Genomic DNA, 19,144 nt, shown 5'->3' with positions numbered 1-19,144 from the left:
CCAGATCGTCACAGAGCAGCGATTTCCTGAAGATCAGACGGATGTGCGGGCCGGCACCTGCGGCCGCACCGGGGCTGCGGGCTGCATGGGGATCGTCACCGAACCGAGGATCTGCTCGAGCGCCGCCTCGACGTCTTCCTTCCACGTCATCGCCGCGCGCAGCTCCATCCGCAACCGCGGCCACCGGGGGTGCGGCCGGACGGTCTTGAAGCCCACCCCGCGCAGGAACTCAGCGGGGATCACACAACTCGGCTCGGTGCCCGGCCGGGCGTCACCGAAGACCTCGATGGCCTTCACCCCGCGCCGGGTGAGATCTTTCACGACGGCCTGAGCGAGCATCCGACCCAGACCCTCGCCGGCGAACTCGGGCATCACCTGCATCGTGGTGAGCAGGACGGCGTCGGCACTCACCGGACCGGTCGGCATCTCCGACGCCCTCGGTACCGCCGACGGCGGGGCGTACATCACGTAACCGGCCGGTACGCCGCGCACGTGCACGATCTTGCCGCAGGAGCCCCACTCGAGCAGGACGCCGGAGACCCAGGCCTCCTTCTCGAGGTCGGTCGAGGCGAACTCGGCCGCTTGCTTGCCGAGGTGGTCGGACAGCTCCCAGAACACGCAGCTGCGACACCGCTTGGGCAGTTCGTCCAGATTGTCCAGAGTGATGCTCGCCACGTGCCAGGACAAGGCGAACCTCCGGCGCCGAATGTGGTGTCGTACGCCGCCGCCTCTTGCGCCGACACCCGAGCTTAGATCGATACAGGACCGTCCCGACACCCCGTCTGCTGCGACCGGCGTCTCAGCTTCGCCGAAGGGCAGGACCGTCCCCCGTCCTGGTTACACTCATCCGCACCGGTTGTCATCCGTCCATCGTCGCGAGCCCGGGGAGGGTCCGTCCGTGCCAGTCCCGAGCGCTGCAGATCCCGAACGCCGTCTGCCCGTCCCGGGCGGGGGAGCGCACCCGGCGGTGCCCCCGGCCGAGCGGTTCGCGGCACGTACGGCCGGGATGACCGCGTCGGAGATCCGGGCCCTGTTCGCCGTCGCGAGCCGGCCCGAGGTCGTCTCTCTGGCCGGCGGCATGCCCAACCTCGCGGCGCTCCCGCTCGACGCGCTGTCGGTCGAGGTGGCCGATCTCGTGGCGCGGGAAGGTCAGGTTGCGCTGCAGTACGGCTCCGCTCAGGGCGTCCCGGCGCTGCGGGAGCAGATCTGCGAGGTCATGCGCCTGGAGGGCGTCAACGCCGATCCGAACGACGTGGTCGTCACGGTGGGCTCCCAGATGGCGCTCGACCTCGTCACCCGGATCTACTGCGATCCGGGTGACGTCGTCCTGGCGGAGGGCCCGTCCTACGTCGGCGCGCTGGGCAGCTTCGCCGCTTATCAGGCCCGCGTCGTGCATGTCGCGATGGACGCAGACGGCCTGATACCGGAGGCACTGCGCGATGCATTGCGCACGCTCGGTGCCCAGGGGATCACGCCCAAGTTCCTCTACACGATCCCGAACTTCCACAACCCTGCCGGCGTGACCCTCGCCGTCGAGCGGCGGTCGGAGGTGCTCGAGATCTGCGCGGAGTACGGGGTCGCGGTTATCGAGGACAACCCGTACGGCCTGCTCGGCTTCTCCGGTCGCGTCTACCCGGCACTGCGGTCGATGGATCCGGGGGTCGTGTACCTCGGTTCGTTCTCCAAGACGTTCGCGTCGGGACTCCGGGTGGGCTGGGCGTTGGTGCCGCCGGCAGTGCGCGATCGTCTCGTGCTGGCCGCGGAGTCGGCCACGCTGTGCCCCCCGAGCTTCAACCAGATGCTGGTGTCGCGGTACCTGGAGGGCCACGACTGGCGCAGCCAGATCAAGACCTTCACCGAGGTCTACCGCGACCGCCGGGACGCCCTGCTCTCGGCGCTGGAGACGTACCTCCCCGAAGGCTGCAGCTGGAACGTCCCGGACGGCGGCTTCTACGTCTGGCTGACCGTTCCGGAGGGTGTGGACACCAAGGCGATGCTCCCGCGTGCGGTCACCGCGCGCGTCGCCTACGCCTCGGGCACCGGCTTCTACGCCGACGGGCTCGGCAGTCGGCAGTTACGGCTGTCCTACTGCTATCCGACGCCCGAGCGCATCACCGAGGGCGTCCGGCGGCTGGCAGCGGTGCTCGAGGCCGAGCTCGACGTGATGCGCACGTTCGGTTCGCCCGTCCGGTCGGCATCACCGCCGCCCGCGGTCGGGCGGGGTCCGCAGACTCCCTCTCCGGACACCGCCTGACCCTGCGCCCGGGCATGACGCAGAATGCCCCGGTGAGCGAACGAACCGTAGCGGTCCTGGCCGGTGGGCTGTCCCATGAACGCGAGGTCTCCCTTCGGTCGGGCCGCCGGCTGGCGGGCGCGCTTCGGGCCGTGGGTGTCACGGTCCGCGAGTGGGACGCCGACGCCGCCCTGATCGAGCACCTGCGCGCCGACCCACCCGACGCGGTCGCGATCGCGTTGCACGGCGGCGAGGGGGAGAACGGCGCGATCCAGGCCGTCCTGGAGTTGCTGGGGGTGCCGTTCGTGGGAACGGCGGCACCCGCGTGCCGACGGGCCTGGGACAAGCCGACGGCCAAGGCCGAACTCGCCCGTGCCGGGCTGGACACGCCCGACTGGGTCGCGCTGCCGCACGCGACCTTCCGTGAACTCGGGGCACGGAGGGTGCTCGACGCGATGGTCGAACGCCTCGGCCTCCCGCTGATGCTGAAGCCCGACCAGGGCGGGTCCGCCCTCGGGGCGCAGGTGGTGGGGACCGCGGAGGATCTGCCCGCCGCCATGGTCAGCTGCCTGGCCTACGCCGACACCGTGCTCGCCGAGCGCTTCGTGGCCGGTACCGAGGTCGCCGTCTCGGTCGTTCACGACGGTCCCGAGCCGCGGGCACTCCCGCCGGTGGAGGTGGACGCGAAGGGCGGCGTCTACGACTACACGGCGCGCTACACGCCCGGTGCGACCACCTTCCACTGCCCGGCCCGCCTCGACGCGGGGCTGCTCGAGAAGCTGCAGGAGACCGCTCTGGCCGCGCACCGGCTGCTCGGGTTGCGTGACCTGTCGCGGATGGACGCGGTGGTGGACGACGAGGGCCGGGTGCAGATCCTCGAAGTGAACGTCTCGCCGGGCCTGACCGACACCTCGCTCCTGCCGACCGCGGTCGACGCCGCGGGCAGGGATCTGGGGGAGTTGTACGCCGCGCTGGTGGAGCGGGCGGTCGAGCGGGGCTGACTGTGTTTCACGTGAAACACGGGCCGGCGCGCCGGTGTCCCGGCGACGGTGGGAGATGGCGCGGCGAAGCCCGCGCACTCCATCGGCGCCGGGAGCCGGATCAGAAGCCGTCGGCGGCCGGACGCTCTGCACGGCCCGGATCGATGCGCAGGCGGCGACTCGCGTGTGGCACCTGATGCGGATCCGGACCGGGCGCCGGTCCTGTCGATCGACGCTCGGCACCCGCGAGATCGGCGGCGCGGTGTCACGCCAGGATCGCGGCGACGGCGCTCGATCGATCGTCGCGGCCCGGTGAGGACGCGCCGCGGACTAGAGCCTTGTGGCTCGGACCTTTGGCGGCCGCCTCGTGCGACGGGCAGTTCTCGGGGATTCCCGACGGGCACGGCACCCGCACGGGTTCCGCGACATCGCTCGATCCGATCGAAAGCGTGCTCGATGTTCTTGCGCGTGGTGAGGTCGGGTCGGCCGGGACCGCTCGGGCCGGTGGCAGTCCAGGCGGCGGGGCGAACCAACCAGGACGGCTCGGGGCGCTGCAGCCGGTGCTTCGACGACAACGGAGCGCCGACGGCTGCGGCAGCGATCACCCCGATTGCGGTCCGCGCCCGTGGGGACCGCTGAGCAGGCCGGCCGGCTGGCCGCAACGCTGCGGTCGCAGGGACACGTCATCGGTCGACCGGCCACGCTCGCGGCGACAACCTCAGGGCGGATCGACCGCATCGGCCGCGTCGAGCGGGTCCGCTCAGCGCCGGCGCCCCATCCCCGAAACCGGCCGCATGACACGCGGCGGGCCTCGGCGAGCGACAGGCCGTCCCCGCGGCCGGCCCCGTGGGTCGGCACGGTCCACGGCGGCTCCCGAGCCGAGTTCTAGAAGCCCGGCGGACCCCGACGCGGCACCGTGACCGACCGGGGATTCGCCCCGGCCACGACATCCACAGGGCGGCGATCCCACAGTCGAATGCCGTTGCTGCCGGTGCTGGAGTAGGCGAGGTCCGCACCTGAGATGCCGCCGTCCGCCTGCATCTCACCGCACCATCGCCGTCGCCCGGCAGCCACCTCGTTCGCTTGCTGCACCGGTTTCACGTGAAACACCCGCCGCGCGATCGCGACGAGTTCGTGATGCGGACCCGGGTGATGGACATCGAGTTCGCCGGCCCACTCGGAGTCGCCACCACGTACGCGACGCCCGGAGAGGACGTCCGCCGCGACGACGGCCGGGGAGTGAAGCCGGATACGACGCGCACGAACTCCCGTGTCACCGGAGCCGCCGGTCCGCGTCGGACCAACACCTGTCTCACCGCCGGCGCCCCGTCGGCACGGTGAACGGAGTCTGGATGCCGTCCCGCCCGCCGAGCTTGCACGCCGCCGTACCAGCCACACGCCGGGCAGGCTCAGCGCGACGGCACGAGACGACGGGCTCACAGGCTCGGCCGGCCCGCCCGGGCGGGCCGGCACATGCCGCCAGGGCCGCCGACCCGACGGCGTCACGGCCTACCGCGTCCTCGGGGCCGCCGGGCCGTTGCGGATCACGGCTGTGGCCGGCGGACGATCTCTGCGAACGGAGCGCCGGTGTTTCACGTGAAACGCATCCATGCGCTCGCATCTCCGTCCGTCGTAAAGGCGAAGGGCAGTCGTAGACCGCGGTGCGGTGGCGGGCATCCGCCCGCCACCGTAGGACAGGTGCCGCAACGCCCTCCCCGGAATCGGGGTCGCGTCGGCGCCGAACCCGCTGATGACGTTCTCGACCACGACGTCGCCATCGCGGACCAGGTACATGCTGGGCCGGTTCCTGGACGTCCTCGCCGCCAGGACGAGGTCGGCGACGGCGCTCGCCCCGTACGCCACGCTGCTGCTCGGTGGTCTCGGCACACATGACCGCCCCCGTCCCGGCGGACAGGTCCGGCCCAGGTGCGAGCGGACGAACCGACCTGCCGTCGATCGCCGGGCAAGGTCGGAGTGACAGGGATGCCCGGATCGGCTTCCCGAACTGAGCCCCGGTAGCGCGGTGCGGCCAGCGCGCGGAGCCGCTCCCGCGACGCCTGTGGCGATGCAATGCTGCGCATGGAGCACGTCGAACAGGTCGGTCTCCTCGGCGCGCGCTCGGCCGGGCCGGGGGAGGCTCGCCACGGCCGCTGCATCAGCGACGGCGCGAACCGCGAGAAGCAGATCACGACGCCGACCCATGGCGGCCTTGCAGCTACGGCCTCCGCGCTCAGCGGGCGTCGGCGCCCGGCAGGGCGACGACGCGGATCGTGGTGCGGTCCGGGTCGATGTCGTTGACGCCCGGGCGCGTCGATGCCCTGGCGCGGGTCGTCAATGGTGAAGACGGCGGCCCCGTCAGGATCCCACGTCCACCGCCTGGGTGCGCTCGGCTGCCGGTGCCGTCATGATCACTACGGGCGAGGCCCGGCCTGGCGACCGCAGCACAGGCGCTCACCGACCCGCCGGTGCGTCGCCACTACCGGCGGGTGGCGGCGGTGGGTGTCCCCGCCGGTTGCGACCCACTACCGACTCCCTCGCCACAGGCCAGACACTCCGCCATCGCAGGTCGCCTCGACTCGCCCGCTCCCAGAGGCGCGGTGAAGGCGAGCAGGACGAGGGCTGCGCTCTCTGCTCACTTCGAGCGCAGGCTGCGGGCTCCACGGACGAGGAACATGACCGGGCCGCAATCGCGCACCGCCGCACCCGGCCATCCGCGTCAGGTGGAACGGAGGTCGACCGCGACCCGCGGGTGATACACCAGACCACGGACGGCCCCGGCTCGTCCCTGGCCGCGGCGCAAGCCGCGGAGGTCGTCGCGACGATGGTGCCCGCCAGGCGCCCGTGTCCCACCGAGAGATGGCGAACCGAGACCGATCTCGTACCGGCGCCCGTCGCCGGTCGGGCGGCGCCATGAGGTCGAGCCGACTTCGCCGACCGATGCCCGTCTCGGCGAACAGGCCTGGAGTCGTCCTGCGCTCGGGGGCCCGCTGCTCGGCCGCGCGTGGCGATCCCTCAAGGGTCCCGTTCCGCGGGACCGGCGCCGAGATGCGATCTCCGCGGTCACTCACAACCACCGAGAACCGGCGAGGTCACGCGGTGCCAGCGGGCATAGTGCTGCCGCTCCGGCAACGCACTCCACGTGGCGTTGAGGCACTCCCACATCTCACGCCGTCCGCGTCTACGCCAGCGTCGACCACGGCGTCTACGCCAGCGTCGACCACGCAGCCCGCGACCCCGGCGGCATCCTCGCCGCCGCCGCCGCGGCGTCGCCGGTGAAGGCGGGCCCGTGCATGGCAACTGACGTCGGACGTCCGCCGCGGCAGCCGGTTCGATCGCGGCCGACCACCCTGGGCGATCGTCGCGATGGTCGGCCAGGGGACGATCGGAGCGCTGCCGGTCGCAGGAGTCGAGCCGCTGGCTACCCGCCGATGTCCGGCGACACCCGCGTCGAGCCGGGCCGCCGTGGCATCGATCGCGATGTGGCCGGCACCGTCAGCCCGACAGCAGCGCCGAGGCCGCTGCCTACCTCCGAGCAAGCCCGGTACACCGCGGAGATCGCGGACACCACCCACGGCCGCGACATCGCGGCCCTGGTCTCCGGGCCGGACCCCGCCCCCGTAGCGGCCCGCGATCCGGATCCACCCGATCCACGCGGCGATGCCGGCGGCCCCGACGAGGACCCCCAGGACCCGACGACCCCCGACGACCCCGACGAGGGCGACCCGAACCGGTCGGACCTCGACCAGTTCTCACCCGGGCGCAGCCCTGCAGTGGAGCGTCGAGCCGGCCCAGCGACTGCGCGGCCCCGAGCGGGCGCTCGCGGCAGCGGTGGCATGGCATCCGCCGCGCTCGGCTTCGTCGTAGCGCCCGACGATCTCGTCCGCGGCGGTTGCCGATCGGCCCGACGCCGGATTCATCGCCCGCCTGGACGAGCACACCCGCCGAGGACGGGAGTGGCGGTCATGGCGTACGGCTGCGGGTTGCCTGCCCTGGCCGGATCGGCCGTACATCACGTTCGACCCGCCCACCGCGATCGCAGCGCCACCAACCGCTGGCAGCGCCAGGGGCCGGGCAACCGCCCGCACGTGCCGGATCGGTCCGCCGTTTCACGTGAAACACGACCGACTCCATCCGCGCCCGGCCGAGGCAGCCTCTGAGGGTCGGCGGGAGCGACTCGGTGGTGCCGGCCGTGGCCGGCCGTGGGGTCCGATGGCGCGTGGCGGAGGTGTACCGGCCCGAGACAGGCAGAAAGGGCAGCCCCCGGACAGGACAGGAGGCCGGCCAGATCGCACCCGGCGGGGCAGCACGATGAAGTACCGAGTGATGGTGGCCGACACCGTGGACGCGGTCGCCATCGGCATCCCGCCTCGGCGTATCCGTCGTGGTCGTGCAGCGCGTACGGCACGAAGAGCACCTCGCGGCGCGGGTGCCCCCTCGCGCTGCCGCTTCCTGTCCGCCGTGCCCCGACCGACGGTGAGAGCCTGCCCCTCACCGTGGCGCCCCGCGAACGGGACACGAACCAGCCGGGAGGATCGGTACGCGAGGCCGACCAAGGCAATTCGGTCAGAGAGTCCGCTGCGGAGCAGCCGGGACCGGCCCGCGATCCGCTTCGCGGAAGCGAGGCTGCTCATTCGCGACCAGCACCATCAGCTGCGGGATCGTTCCGTGCCATCTCCGACTGCAGGGCCGGCCGAGCGGGCAGGCCGGCGCCTGTTTCACGTGAAACACGACGATGTTCACGGTCGGTTCATCGGGGCCGCCTCGTGGACCTGGCGCCACGTCGTGGCCCAAGCGCCGAGTGCCCCCGGATGCCGGGCGCATCTGCGGACACGGTGGGGAAGAGCACCGGGCCACCCGGGCCGCCCCCCGGGCTCAGCCGCTCGTGGTGGCCGAAGGACCACGGCCCGGATGCCGGCCCACCGGAGTCGGCCGTTCATGACGAGCGCTGACCATGCGCCCACCCTGGCGCCGGAACCCCGGACCGTCGGAGGAGGGGCTGGCGTCCTGTAGTGCGCGGCACGTCACCGATTGACGACCCTGACCCGCGCAGCCAAGCCTCACCGGCCGGGGCACCGCACTGCCTTCGCCAGGTGGAGATCTTGTCGGTTCGGGTGGCTACGCGGTGCAACCCGGGCGCTACTCGACACGGGGCAAGCGGCAAGGCCGCGATGCACTCCGCGCCCCCGTACTCCTCCGGCTGGCTGAAGCCGAGTGCCCCGAGGCGGCGATCCCGGCCTGCCGGGAGCAGACGAGGCGCAAGCCGCTGCTGCCGCATGCGGCGATCGCGCCCGATGGTGGCCGTGCGGCCCGCGATCTCCTGGCGCGGACACCCTGCGCCGACGGGCGAGGATCTCGAGCACGTCATGGCCGACTCCGTGGAGGTCTCCGGGCACCCACCTGCGCCGGCAGTGGCGTCTCAGCCCTCGCGGGGCGGGGTCATCATTCCCGCGATGCGCTCCAGGTCCTCGACCGAGCCGAACTCGACGACGATCCGGCCCTTGCGCTGTCCGAGCTCGACCTTCACCCGGGTGTCGAACGTGTCGGAGAGACGCTCGGCCAGATCCTGGAGCCCAGGCGCCTGGATCGGCTTGCGGCGCGCCGGTCGCGCCGGGGCCGGTGACTCCCGCCGGGCCAGCACGACAGCCTCCTCCGTCGCCCGCACGGACATCCCCTCGGCGACGATCTTGGCGGCCAGCTCCTCCTGCTGACCCGGGTCCGGCAGGCCGAGCAGCGCACGGGCGTGCCCGGCGCTGAGCACCCCGGCGGCGACCCGGCGCTGCACCGACACCGGCAGCTTCAGCAGCCGGATCATGTTCGTGACCACCGGGCGGCTGCGGCCGATCCGGTCGGCGAGCTCGGTCTGTGTCACCCCGAACTCGGCGAGCAGCTGCTCGTACGCGGCCGCCTCCTCGAGCGGGTTGAGCTGAACGCGGTGGATGTTCTCCAGCAGGGCGTCGCGCAGCATCGCGTCGTTGCCGGTCTGCCGGACGATCGCGGGGAGGCGCTCCAACCCGGCCCGTTGGGCGGCCCGCCACCGGCGCTCGCCCATGACCAACTGGTAGCGGCCGGGCCCGGCCGTCCGCACGACGATCGGTTGCAGCAGGCCGAACTCGCGGATCGAGTGCTCGAGCTCGGCGAGTGACTCGTCGTCGAACGCGGTGCGCGGCTGCTGCGGATTGGGTTCGATGGCATCGACGTCGAGCTCGCGGTAGACAGCACCCGCGACGGGCTCCCCGGTGCTCTCGGGCGGCGGGGCCGGCTCGCCGGTGGCGATGTCGGGACGCGGAGGGTTCCACGACACGGGGACCTCAGCCGGCGGGGTGGGGGGCCGACCATCGGACGGGCCCGTAGCAGTCGGCGCCGGAGCGGGAGGACCGGTGGGGATCAGCGCCGCGAGGCCACGCCCAAGCCCGCCCTTGCGCTCGGCCATGGCCGTCACCGTCCGTTCGTCTCGGAGCCGCCCATACGCGCGCCGTAGTTCGCGATCTCCCGCGCCGCATCCACGTAGCTCATCGAGCCACGCGAGCCCGGATCGTAAGCGAGGACGGTCTGCCCGTAGCCCGGCGCCTCGGACACCTTCACACTGCGCGGGATGACGGTCCGAAGGACCGTGCCGCCGAAGTGCTGGCGGACCTCCGACGTCACCTGGTCGGCCAGCTTGGTCCGGCCGTCGTACATCGTGAGCAGGATCGTCGAGACGTGCAGTGCGGTGTTGAGGTGCGACCGCACCAGGTCGATGTTGGTCAGCAGCTGGCCGAGCCCCTCCAGCGCGTAGTACTCGCACTGGATCGGGATGAGCACCTCGGCGGCCGCGACGAGCGCATTGACCGTCAGCAGGCCGAGAGAGGGCGGGCAGTCGATCAGGACGTAGTCGACGTCGAGCTGGTCGAGCACTGCGGGGTCGAGCGCCTGCTTCAGCCGGGCCTCTCGGGCCACCATGCTGACCAGCTCTATCTCGGCACCGGCCAGATCGATGGTGGCCGGCACGCACAGCAGGTTCGGCGAGGCCGTGCTGGGGGCGGCGGCTTCGAGCAGGCTGATCTCACCGAGCAGCGCCTCGTAGACGGACGGGGTACCGGCGCGGTGCTCGACTCCCAGGGCGGTACTGGCGTTGCCCTGGGGGTCGAGGTCGAGGACCAGCACCCGGATCCCGTGCATGGCCAGTGCCGCCGCGATGTTGACCGTGCTCGTGGTCTTGCCGACGCCGCCCTTCTGGTTGGCGATCGTGATGATCCGCCGGAAGGCCGGACGCGGCATGCCGTGCCGGTCGGGGTGCAGGACGCGCGCTGCTCGCTCGGCCTCCTCGGCGATCGGGGTCCAGCCGAGGTGGGCGGGGGACTCCTGTGTTTCACGTGGAACGGGGGAGTGGATGGGGCCGGCCTGATGTGCCACGTCGTTCGAGTGCGCGGTCACGAGCGCTGTTCCCTTCTCCGCCGGGGCCGTTCAGGACGACCGCCACGCCGGTTCGCCACCCGCTCCACGAGCACCACCGTGCTCGGCGGATCGACGACGCCGACCCCGCAGCGCATCACCTGCGGCTCTCCGCCACCTGACTTCCGGACCGTCGCAGCGTCCCGGACGACTTCCTCGGCCGCCGATGCGCCCTTGACTGCCAACAGCGTGCCACCCGGGCGCAGCAGGGGGAGAGCCCACCCCGCCAGCCGGGCGAGGGGGGCAACGGCCCGCGCGGTCACCACATCGGCCCCCTCCCAGCGGCGTCGCATCGCAGCCTCCTCCGCTCGGCCGCGTTCCACAACGACCGGAATGTCCAGATCTGCGATGATCTCGTCGAGCCAGTCGACACGCCTCGCGAGCGGCTCGATCAGCACGACCTGAAGATCAGGACGGGCGAGCGCCAACGGTATCCCGGGGAGCCCCGCTCCCGAACCGACATCCACCAGACGAGCGCCGTGCGGGATCAATTCCGCGGCCACCGCGCAGTTGAGGATGTGCCGGTCCCAGACCCGACCGGCTTCCCGCGGTCCGATCAGGCCGCGAACCACACCGGAGGTGGCGAGGTGCTCGGCGTACCGGCGGGCGGCCGGCAGCCGGTCGCCGAAGACCTCGGAGGCGACCGCCGGGGGGTGTTTCACGTGAAACAGTTCGTCCTCGGTGAGCCCCGCCTCCCCGGAAGGGCCCACCGATGCAGGCTGATCAGCCACTGCGGAAGACGACCACCTGTCGTCGCGGCTCCTCGCCCTCGCTCTCGCTCGAGACGCCCTTGATCCCGGCCACCGCGTCGTGGACGACCTTGCGCTCGAACGGCGTCATCGGGCGCAGCCGGACCGACTCACCGCTCTCGAGCACGTCGTTCGCGGTCCGGCGGCCCAGCTCGGTGAGCTCGTCGCGGCGGCCCTGGCGCCAGCCGGCAATGTCGAGCATCAGCCGGCTGCGGTTACCCGAGGACTGCTGGACCGCCAGCCGGGTCAGCTCCTGCAGCGCCTCCAGCACATTGCCCCGGTCACCGACGAGCTTGCTCAGGTCCTCGCCACCGTCGATGCTCACCACCGCACGGCCGGCTTCGACGTCGAGGTCGATGTCGCCGTCGTAGTCGAGGACGTCGAGGAGTCGCTCCAGGTAGTCACCGGCGATGTCGCCCTCGCGAATGAGCTGGTCTTCCAGCGATGTCGCGACCGCTCTGCTCTCGCCGGCCTCCGCGGGCCCGTCCTCCGCAGTCTTGGGCACGATGTGTCTCCTCTCGAAATATCCCGGCGGGGTCCCGGTGGCCGCGCAACGCGACCCGGTAACCCCGCCGTGAGCGGCCGGCTCGGGTCGGCCGCTCGAAGGTTCTGGTCAGCGGCGCTTGCGCCCACGGCGGGCGGCCGGCGGGCGAGACCCACCACCGGTCGCCCGGCCGTTGCGGGACGTGGCGGAACCGTTGCTCCCGCCGCCGCTCTTGCCGGACGGCTTCGTGCCGTTCGGCTTCGCACCACTGGACTTCGACACCGGCTTCGCACCGGGCTTCTTGGCCGGGCGGCTGTCGGTGGGATCGTCGGCGGCAGGGGTCGGCTCGTCGACGTTCTCAGCAGCGGTCTCGGAGGCATTCGCGGACGTGTTCGCGGCGGCGTCGCGGTTCGGCTTCTGCCCGGGGCGCGGGGCGCGGGCCTGACGGACCGCGGTCGCCTGCTCGCGCTTGGCCGTCTCCTCGGCGTCGATGCGCTTGTACACGACGTACTGCTGACCCAGGGTCCACAGGTTGTTCGCCACCCAGTAGATGAGCACGGCCAGCGGGAGGAACGGGGCACCGACGACCACGCCGATCGGGAAGACGTAGAGCATCATCTTGTTCATGATCGCGGCCTGCGGGTTGGCGGCCTGCGCCTCGGTCTGGCGGGCGACCGAGTGCCGTGCGGTGATGTGGGTGAAGATGCCCGCAGCGATCATCAGCGGGATCATCACGATCAGCATCGCGGGGATCGACGTGCCGAGCCGGGCCAGCTCGTCGGCCCCCTGCGTCACCCAGGCACCGAGCTTGGCGCCGAACAGGCTGGCCTCGTTGAACGACTCGACCTCGGACGCACCGAAGAAGTAGTTCTCGGTCTTGCCCGGCTTGAACTCGCGGAGCACGTGGAACAGACCGATGAACACCGGGACCTGCACGAGAACGGGCAGACAGCCGCCCAGCGGGTTGACACCCTGCTGGCTCTGCAGCTTCTGCATCTCGGCAGCCATCTTCTGCCGGTCGTTGCCGTACTTCTTCTTGAGCTTCTGGATCTCCGGCGCGAACTCCTGCATCTTCCGCATGGAGCGCACCTGGCTGACGAACGGCTTGTACAGCAGCGCACGCAGTGTGAAGACCAGGAAGACGACCGAGAGGGCCCAGGCGATGCCGCTCGCCTCACCGAACAAGAACCCGAAGGCCTTGTGCCAGAACCACATGATGGCCGAGACCGGGTAATAGATGAAGTTCAGCACGGGGCTTGCTCCTTGTGGTCCTCAGCCGACCAGGTTCGGAGATCCCGGCGCGGCGGGACCGGATCGATACCGCCAGGGTGCCACGGCCCGCAGCGCAGAAGCCGACGAACGGTCAGCCATGTGCCGCGCAGTACACCGTGAACCTGCAGCGACTCCACGGCGTATGCACTGCAGGACGGGTAGAAGCGACAGCTGGGGGGCAGCGCGGGAGAGATCCACCGCTGATACCCGCGGAGCAGGCCGATGAGCAGGCGGCCGACCGGGGACGGCCGGCGCGGCTCGGGTGCGCTCACCGTGGACTCCCGGCGGTGTCGAGCCGGCGCAGCGCGGCACGCAACGCGGCGTCGAGGTCGCTGCCCAGTTCGGCCGAGTCGGCGGTGCCCGCAGGCGGGAGCGCGCGAACGACGAGCCGGGAGCCGGGGGGCAGCTCAGCGAGGTACGGAGCCACGAGATGGCGAAGCCGCCGCGCAACGCGGTGACGGATCACCGCGTTGCCGACAGCTTTGCTCACGACGAATCCGGCGCGCGGAGCCTCGCTACCCGTGACGTGAAGGTGCACCACGAGGCGTGACCGGCCACTGCGCCGACCCCGGCGGATCGTCGAGGCGAACTCTTCCCGACGGGTCAGCCGGGCGCCGGCCGGCAACACTCGGGCGCCGGCCGGATCAGGCAGAGAGCTCTGCGCGCCCCTTGCGGCGACGCGCAGCGAGGATGGCGCGCCCGGCGCGGGTGCGCATCCGCAGCCGGAAGCCGTGCGTACGCGCCCGACGGCGGTTGTTCGGCTGAAAAGTGCGCTTGCCCTTGCTCACGGTCGGCTCTCCTGGTCGACGGCAGCGGTGCGGGGCCCGCGCCGTCAGTAGCTGTGCTGAAGTCTGACAGGTGGTGCTGGTCGTGCTTCGCGCCGAGACCGGTGGGCACGCGGAACGTGCCGGTCGGCGGACGCGGCTGATCCAAGGGTACGCAGCGTCTTCGGAGGGGGTCAAACCGCCCCGGCGCGCCGTCAGCCGGTCGGCGCTTGCATCCGCGAGCGGCTTGTGGCAAAGAGATTCGGGTTGTAGCGTGCCCGCTCGCGGATCGATCCGGGGATCGGACACACACCCGCTCACGCACCACGATGGGGCCCGCACGACGCCCGTCGTGCGGTGCTGCGTACCGTCTTGCACATGTGTGGATAAGTCTGGGGATCGTGAAGGCCCTGGGCACCCGCCGGGCGGGCCCCACAGCTGTTCGAGCGAGATGCGGAGGGGGGCCGTTGGCCTGTGGCCGACCAGCCAGGTGATCTGGGGCGAGTCTGGAACAGGGTCATCGCCGACCTGTCCGGATCCTCTGCCGACTCCGGGGCGCCCAGCCTGTCCGCGCAGCAGCGCGCGTTCCTGCGGCTGACCCGCCCGCTCGGGCTCCTCGACGGGACGGCGCTGCTCGCCGCGCCGAGCGAGTTCGCCAAGGACGCCATCGAGCGCATCCTGCGTCGACCGATCAGTGACGCCCTCGGCCGTCATCTCGGTGTCGCCGTGAACCTGGCGGTCGTCGTCGACGCCTCGGCGGCGTCGGGCGGGACCGAGGTCCCCGATCCGCCCGAGCGTCTCACCCAGGCCCGCGTCGCACCGCCCGCGGGCGGCGACGCGTACACCCGGCCGCCGCTGCCGCACCCCGGCCTCGGCGACGGCGTTGCGGCCCCCGCACCGGTCGAACCCGCGCCGGACGGCGCCTCGCCGGCTCCCGCCACGGTGACGGAGGAGAGCGTCAGCGGCCTCGCGCCCGAGAACGGGCGGCCCGGGGGAGACGTGTGGCCGACGTACTCCGCGCCGCAGGCCGGCGAGGCGGTCACGCCCCGCTCGCAGACGCGGCTCAACGAGAAGTACACCTTCGACACGTTCGTCATCGGTGCGTCCAACCGGTTCAGCCACGCTGCGGCGGTGGCGGTGGCCGAGGCGCCGGCGCGCGCGTACAACCCGCTGTTCATCTGGGGCGACTCCGGGCTGGGCAAGACCCACCTGCTGCACGCGGTGGGGCACTACGCGCAGCGGCTGTTCCCCGGGATGCGGGTGCGGTACGTGTCGACCGAGGAGTTCACCAACGACTTCATCAACTCGCTGCGCGACGACCGGAAGGTGGCGTTCCAGCGCCGCTACCGCGACGTCGACGTGCTGCTGGTGGACGACATCCAGTTCCTGGAAGGCAAGGAAGGCACCCAGGAGGAGTTCTTCCACACCTTCAACACCCTGCACAACGCGAACAAACAGATCGTCGTGTCCTCGGACCGGCCCCCCAAGAGGCTGGAGACCCTGGAGGACCGGATGCGGACCCGCTTCGAGTGGGGTCTCATCACCGACATCCAGCCGCCCGAGCTGGAGACGCGGATCGCGATTCTGCGCAAGAAGGCGGCCCAGGACCGGCTCGCCGTCCCCGGTGACGTCCTGGAGTTCATCGCCGAGCGCATCGAGCGCAACATCCGCGAGCTCGAGGGTGCGCTGATCCGTGTGACGGCGTTCGCGTCGCTGAACCGGCAACCGGTCGACACCCAGCTCGCCGAGATCGTGCTGCGCGACCTCATCCCGGACTCGGCGGCGTCCGAGATCACCGCGCCGACGATCATGGCGGTGACCGCCGACTTCTTCGGCGTCACGATGGACGAGCTGTGCGGGCCCGGGAAGACCAAGGCCCTCGCCCAGGCCCGCCAGATCGCGATGTACCTGTGCCGGGAGCTGACCGACCTGTCGTTGCCGCGCATCGGCCAGACGTTCGGCGGCCGCGACCACACCACGGTCATGCACGCCGACAAGAAGATCCGCAACGAGATCTCGCTCCGCCGGAAGACGTTCGAGCAGGTGCAGGAGCTCACCGCGCGGATCAAGCAGCGCGCCCGGCACTGATCAGCACCGATCGGCCCTGAACCGGCGCCGGTCGGGCGCCGCAGGTCCGGGCCGTCCATCACCGCGGTGGCTCCGCGCGGTGCCGCCACCGCCACCGCGTGCCATCACGCCGCTCCTCGGGCGGGCGAGTCCGGCCTGCCGGACCCGCCGAGGTCACGCTCCGCATCCCGGAACGTGCCTACGCCGGCGTCCGGGGAGCCTCTCCGGTGGTGATCGGCCTCGTTCCGGGTGCTTCTGCGGCCCGCCGCGTGTCGCGGACACGCCGACCGTTCGTCTTGCGCTAGGCGTCGTTCACCGCTCGGGGTGATCCTCGAGGCTCGGCCGGCGTATCCCAGACGGTCACGCTGCGTTCAATTTCATGTGCCGTGAGGGAACTCTGTGAGTTCCGTACCGCGCCTCATCCCCGCCGCGACCCGGGAATCCGGTCGCGCTGCGTCCGCGCATGACCACACTTCACCCACATCTGGGGACAACTCTGTGGATTGTTGCCCTCGGGGCGGTGGACCGATCGTCCCCGACCCGTGGACAACCTCTCTCCGAACCGGGGACAAACGGGGGACAACGGAGGCTCGGACGGCTCCATCCACTGACCGCCCGATCGACCCACCGGCCGTCCCCCTAGCCCATCCACAGGACGCCGCACCGTCTGACCTGCGATGACGCTCGCTATCCACACTACGCACAGGACTTAGTACTACTGCTGGAGTCCTCTCTTGTTTGAACTACAAGAGAAACAACCCCGTGGATGGCCGTCCGGGCCCACCGCTCGTTCGTGGTGTGCCCGGACGGGCGGGGCACCTCGGGCCGACGTGACACCTGGGCGCGCGAGGCTCTACGGTGAAGTGGCCGACCTGGTCCGTGCCGGGGGTTCTCCACCCGGGTTCGTGGGCCGGGGCGAACCACCTCTGCATCCCGCCATGCCGGTCGCAACCAGTGACCGCCGGTGAAAGGTCCCTTTCGTCATGAAGTTCCGGGTCGAACGCGACGTACTGGCCGATGCGGCCGCGTGGGTGGCCCGCAGCCTGCCCGCCCGACCGCCCGTCCCCGTCCTGGGCGGCGTCCTCATTCAGGCGGGCGGCGAATCCGGCGAGGGGCTGACGGTCTCCGGCTTCGACTACGAGACCTCCGCCCGCGTCGAGCTCGACGCCACCGTCGGCGAGCCCGGCCGCGTCCTGGTCTCCGGCCGGTTGCTGGCCGACATCACGAGGGCACTGCCGTCGAAGCCGGTGGACTTCGTCGTCGACGGCGCCCGCGCCACGATCAATTGCGGGAACAGCCGGTTCAGCCTTCCGACGATGCCCGTCGAGGACTACCCCCAGCTTCCGGCGATGCCGCAGCGCGCCGGAACGATCCGCGCCGATCAGCTCGCCGAGGCCGTGGCCCAGGTGGCAGTGGCCGCCGGTCGTGACGACACGCTGCCGATGCTGACCGGCGTCCGGCTCGAGATCGAGGGCTCGCGGCTGACGCTGGCCGCTACGGACCGGTTCCGGCTCGCAGTGCGGGAGCTGGAGTGGACCCCGGAGGACCCGGGCCTGTCGACCGCCGTGCTGATCCCGGCCCGCACCCTCGCCGAGGTGGCCAAGACGCTGGCCGGCGCGGGCACCGTCGAACTCGCCCTGTCGGCGGGCGACGGCATGCTGGGTCTCGCCGGGGCCGGCCGACGGGCGACCACACGGCTGCTCGACGCGGAGTTCCCGCGGTTCCGGCAGCTGATCCCCGCCGACCACACGACCGCAGCGGAACTCGAGGTCGCGGCGCTGGTCGAAGCGATCAAGCGGGTCTCGCTCGTCGCCGACCGGGTGGCACAGATCCGGATGGAGTTCGGCGAGGACGGCCTGCGGCTGGCCGCCGGTGGCGATGACGTCGGCAGCGCCGAGGAGGAGCTGCCCAGCATCCTCGACGGCGCCCCGCTGACCATCGCGTTCAACCCCAGCTACCTGCTCGACTCCCTCGGCGCGCTGCACACCGAGCGCGCCCAGCTCACGTTCACCACGCCGAACCGGCCCGCGCTGGTCCGTCCGGTGCCGCCGCCGCCCGCGGAGGAGCCGGAAGGCTCGGAAACCGGCCCGGCTGCGTCGGATGCGCCCTCTCCGGGGTACCTGCACTTGCTCATGCCGGTGCGTTTGCCCGGCTGAGTCGAGCAGCGCGAGCAACGTGCTGCGAGAACCTGCGCTCCGGAGGAACCAGCTGTGCAGATCGGACTTATCGGCCTGGGTCGGATGGGCGGCAACATGCGCGATCGGTTGCGCGCCGCCGGCCACGACGTCATCGGCTACGACCCCCGGCCCGAGGTCACCGATGTCGACTCCCTCACCGCCCTTGCCGCCGCGCTGACCGCGCCCCGCGTGGTGTGGGTGATGGTCCCGTCGGGGGAGGCCACGCGGAGCACGATCCGCGCGCTCGCCGACGTGCTCGAGGACGGCGACCTGGTCATCGACGGGGGCAACTCCCGCTACACCGACGACCGGCCGAACGCGGCGCTGCTCGGTGAGCACGGGATCGGCTTCCTGGACGTCGGGGTGTCGGGCGGCGTCTGGGGCAAGGAGAACGGCTACGGGCTGATGGTCGGCGGCTCGCGGGAAAACGTCGAGCGGACGATGCCGATCTTCGACGCGCTGCGCCCGGAGGGTCCGCGCGAGGAGGGCTTCGCGCACGCCGGACCGGTCGGTGCCGGGCACTTCGCGAAGATGGTGCACAACGGCGTCGAGTACGGCCTGATGCAGGCCTACGCCGAGGGCTTCGAGTTGCTGTCGGCCGCCGAGCTGGTCACGAACGTGCCGGCGGTGCTGCAGGCCTGGTCGCGGGGCACGGTGGTGCGTTCCTGGCTGCTCGACCTGCTGGTCCTCGCACTCCAGGACGACCCGACGCTGGCCAAGCTCGACGACTACGTCGAGGACTCCGGTGAGGGCCGGTGGACGATCGAGGAGGCGATCACGCACGCGGTGCCGCTGCCGGTGATCGCGGCCGCGCTGTTCGCCCGCTTCGAGTCCCGGCAGGACTCCTCGCCGGCGATGCGCGCGGTCGCCGCGCTGCGCCAGCAGTTCGGTGGGCACGCGGTGAAGCACGCCGTCGGCCCGTCAGGCACTCCGGGCGACATCGCCGGTCCGAGCTCGGGCACCGGATCGACCCAGGGCTGACCCGAA

14 protein-coding genes are annotated in these 19,144 nt (G+C 71.6%); 5 read left to right on the top strand and 9 right to left on the bottom strand.

What is annotated here, in order from left to right:
* Positions 1–33: 33 nt before the first annotated feature.
* Positions 34–687 carry a GNAT family N-acetyltransferase gene (locus HF519_RS08015; protein ID WP_169411675.1) on the bottom strand — a complete coding sequence of 218 codons (654 nt, stop codon included), beginning with the start codon at positions 685–687 and terminating at the stop codon, positions 34–36.
* Between the two features lie 247 nt (positions 688–934).
* Here HF519_RS08015 and HF519_RS08010 point away from each other — a divergent pair, with 247 nt between their 5' ends.
* Both HF519_RS08010 and HF519_RS08005 read left to right on the top strand, forming a co-directional pair.
* Entirely contained in the window at positions 935–2,254 is a 1,320-nt protein-coding gene (locus tag HF519_RS08010; RefSeq protein WP_246242808.1) for an aminotransferase-like domain-containing protein, read from the top strand.
* A gap of 32 nt (positions 2,255–2,286) precedes the next feature.
* Positions 2,287–3,234, top strand: a complete 948-nt coding sequence (locus tag HF519_RS08005; protein WP_169411672.1) for a D-alanine--D-alanine ligase family protein — start codon at positions 2,287–2,289, stop codon at positions 3,232–3,234.
* 5,395 nt (positions 3,235–8,629) lie between these two features.
* On the opposite strand, the gene HF519_RS08000 is transcribed toward HF519_RS08005, so the two are convergent.
* The 8 genes from HF519_RS08000 to rpmH form a co-directional block, all read right to left on the bottom strand.
* Positions 8,630–9,643, bottom strand: coding sequence for a ParB/RepB/Spo0J family partition protein (locus HF519_RS08000; protein WP_169411670.1), 1,014 nt, complete (start codon positions 9,641–9,643; stop codon positions 8,630–8,632).
* A gap of 5 nt (positions 9,644–9,648) precedes the next feature.
* The gene (locus tag HF519_RS07995; protein WP_312859968.1) at positions 9,649–10,584 is read right to left on the bottom strand and encodes a ParA family protein; all 936 of its coding nucleotides are present in this window, start codon (positions 10,582–10,584) and stop codon (positions 9,649–9,651) included.
* Positions 10,585–10,622: 38 nt separating this feature from the next.
* Positions 10,623–11,306, bottom strand: coding sequence for a 16S rRNA (guanine(527)-N(7))-methyltransferase RsmG (gene rsmG, locus HF519_RS07990; protein ID WP_312859966.1), 684 nt, complete (start codon positions 11,304–11,306; stop codon positions 10,623–10,625).
* Positions 11,307–11,367: 61 nt separating this feature from the next.
* On the bottom strand, positions 11,368–11,898 hold the full coding sequence (locus HF519_RS07985; protein ID WP_169411668.1) for a Jag family protein: 531 nt from the start codon (positions 11,896–11,898) through the stop codon (positions 11,368–11,370).
* Between the two features lie 108 nt (positions 11,899–12,006).
* The gene (gene yidC, locus HF519_RS07980) at positions 12,007–13,128 is read right to left on the bottom strand and encodes a membrane protein insertase YidC (RefSeq protein WP_169411666.1); all 1,122 of its coding nucleotides are present in this window, start codon (positions 13,126–13,128) and stop codon (positions 12,007–12,009) included.
* Entirely contained in the window at positions 13,122–13,379 is a 258-nt protein-coding gene (yidD, locus tag HF519_RS07975; RefSeq protein ID WP_211169706.1) for a membrane protein insertion efficiency factor YidD, read from the bottom strand. Before yidD ends, yidC begins: the two co-directional genes overlap by 7 nt.
* 38 nt (positions 13,380–13,417) lie before the next feature.
* Positions 13,418–13,777 carry a ribonuclease P protein component gene (gene rnpA, locus HF519_RS07970; RefSeq protein ID WP_169411662.1) on the bottom strand — a complete coding sequence of 120 codons (360 nt, stop codon included), beginning with the start codon at positions 13,775–13,777 and terminating at the stop codon, positions 13,418–13,420.
* Between the two features lie 16 nt (positions 13,778–13,793).
* Positions 13,794–13,937 carry a 50S ribosomal protein L34 gene (rpmH, locus tag HF519_RS07965; RefSeq protein WP_169411660.1) on the bottom strand — a complete coding sequence of 48 codons (144 nt, stop codon included), beginning with the start codon at positions 13,935–13,937 and terminating at the stop codon, positions 13,794–13,796.
* Between the two features lie 450 nt (positions 13,938–14,387).
* Between rpmH and dnaA the strand changes: the two genes are divergently transcribed.
* The 3 genes from dnaA (at position 14,388) to gnd (ending at position 19,138) form a co-directional block, all read left to right on the top strand.
* Positions 14,388–16,001: a chromosomal replication initiator protein DnaA gene (gene dnaA / locus HF519_RS07960; RefSeq protein ID WP_169411657.1), complete on the top strand. Its 1,614-nt coding sequence runs from the start codon at positions 14,388–14,390 to the stop codon at positions 15,999–16,001.
* 962 nt (positions 16,002–16,963) lie between these two features.
* Positions 16,964–18,136 carry a DNA polymerase III subunit beta gene (dnaN, locus tag HF519_RS07955; RefSeq protein WP_169411655.1) on the top strand — a complete coding sequence of 391 codons (1,173 nt, stop codon included), beginning with the start codon at positions 16,964–16,966 and terminating at the stop codon, positions 18,134–18,136.
* 54 nt (positions 18,137–18,190) lie between these two features.
* Positions 18,191–19,138, top strand: coding sequence for a phosphogluconate dehydrogenase (NAD(+)-dependent, decarboxylating) (gene gnd, locus HF519_RS07950; protein WP_169411653.1), 948 nt, complete (start codon positions 18,191–18,193; stop codon positions 19,136–19,138).
* The last annotated feature ends 6 nt before the right edge of the window (positions 19,139–19,144 follow it).

This window comes from Pseudonocardia bannensis (assembly GCF_012911875.1).
Lineage (GTDB): Bacteria > Actinomycetota > Actinomycetes > Mycobacteriales > Pseudonocardiaceae > Pseudonocardia > Pseudonocardia bannensis.
This window is presented reverse-complemented; position numbering and strand designations above follow the sequence as displayed.

Bases quoted from the DNA above. Each gene is read 5' to 3' on its own strand.
- HF519_RS08000 (WP_169411670.1), bottom strand. From the start codon at position 9,643: ATGGCCGAGCGCAAGGGCGGGCTTGGGCGTGGCCTCGCGGCGCTGATC.
- dnaN (WP_169411655.1), top strand. From the start codon at position 16,964: ATGAAGTTCCGGGTCGAACGCGACGTACTGGCCGATGCGGCCGCGTGG.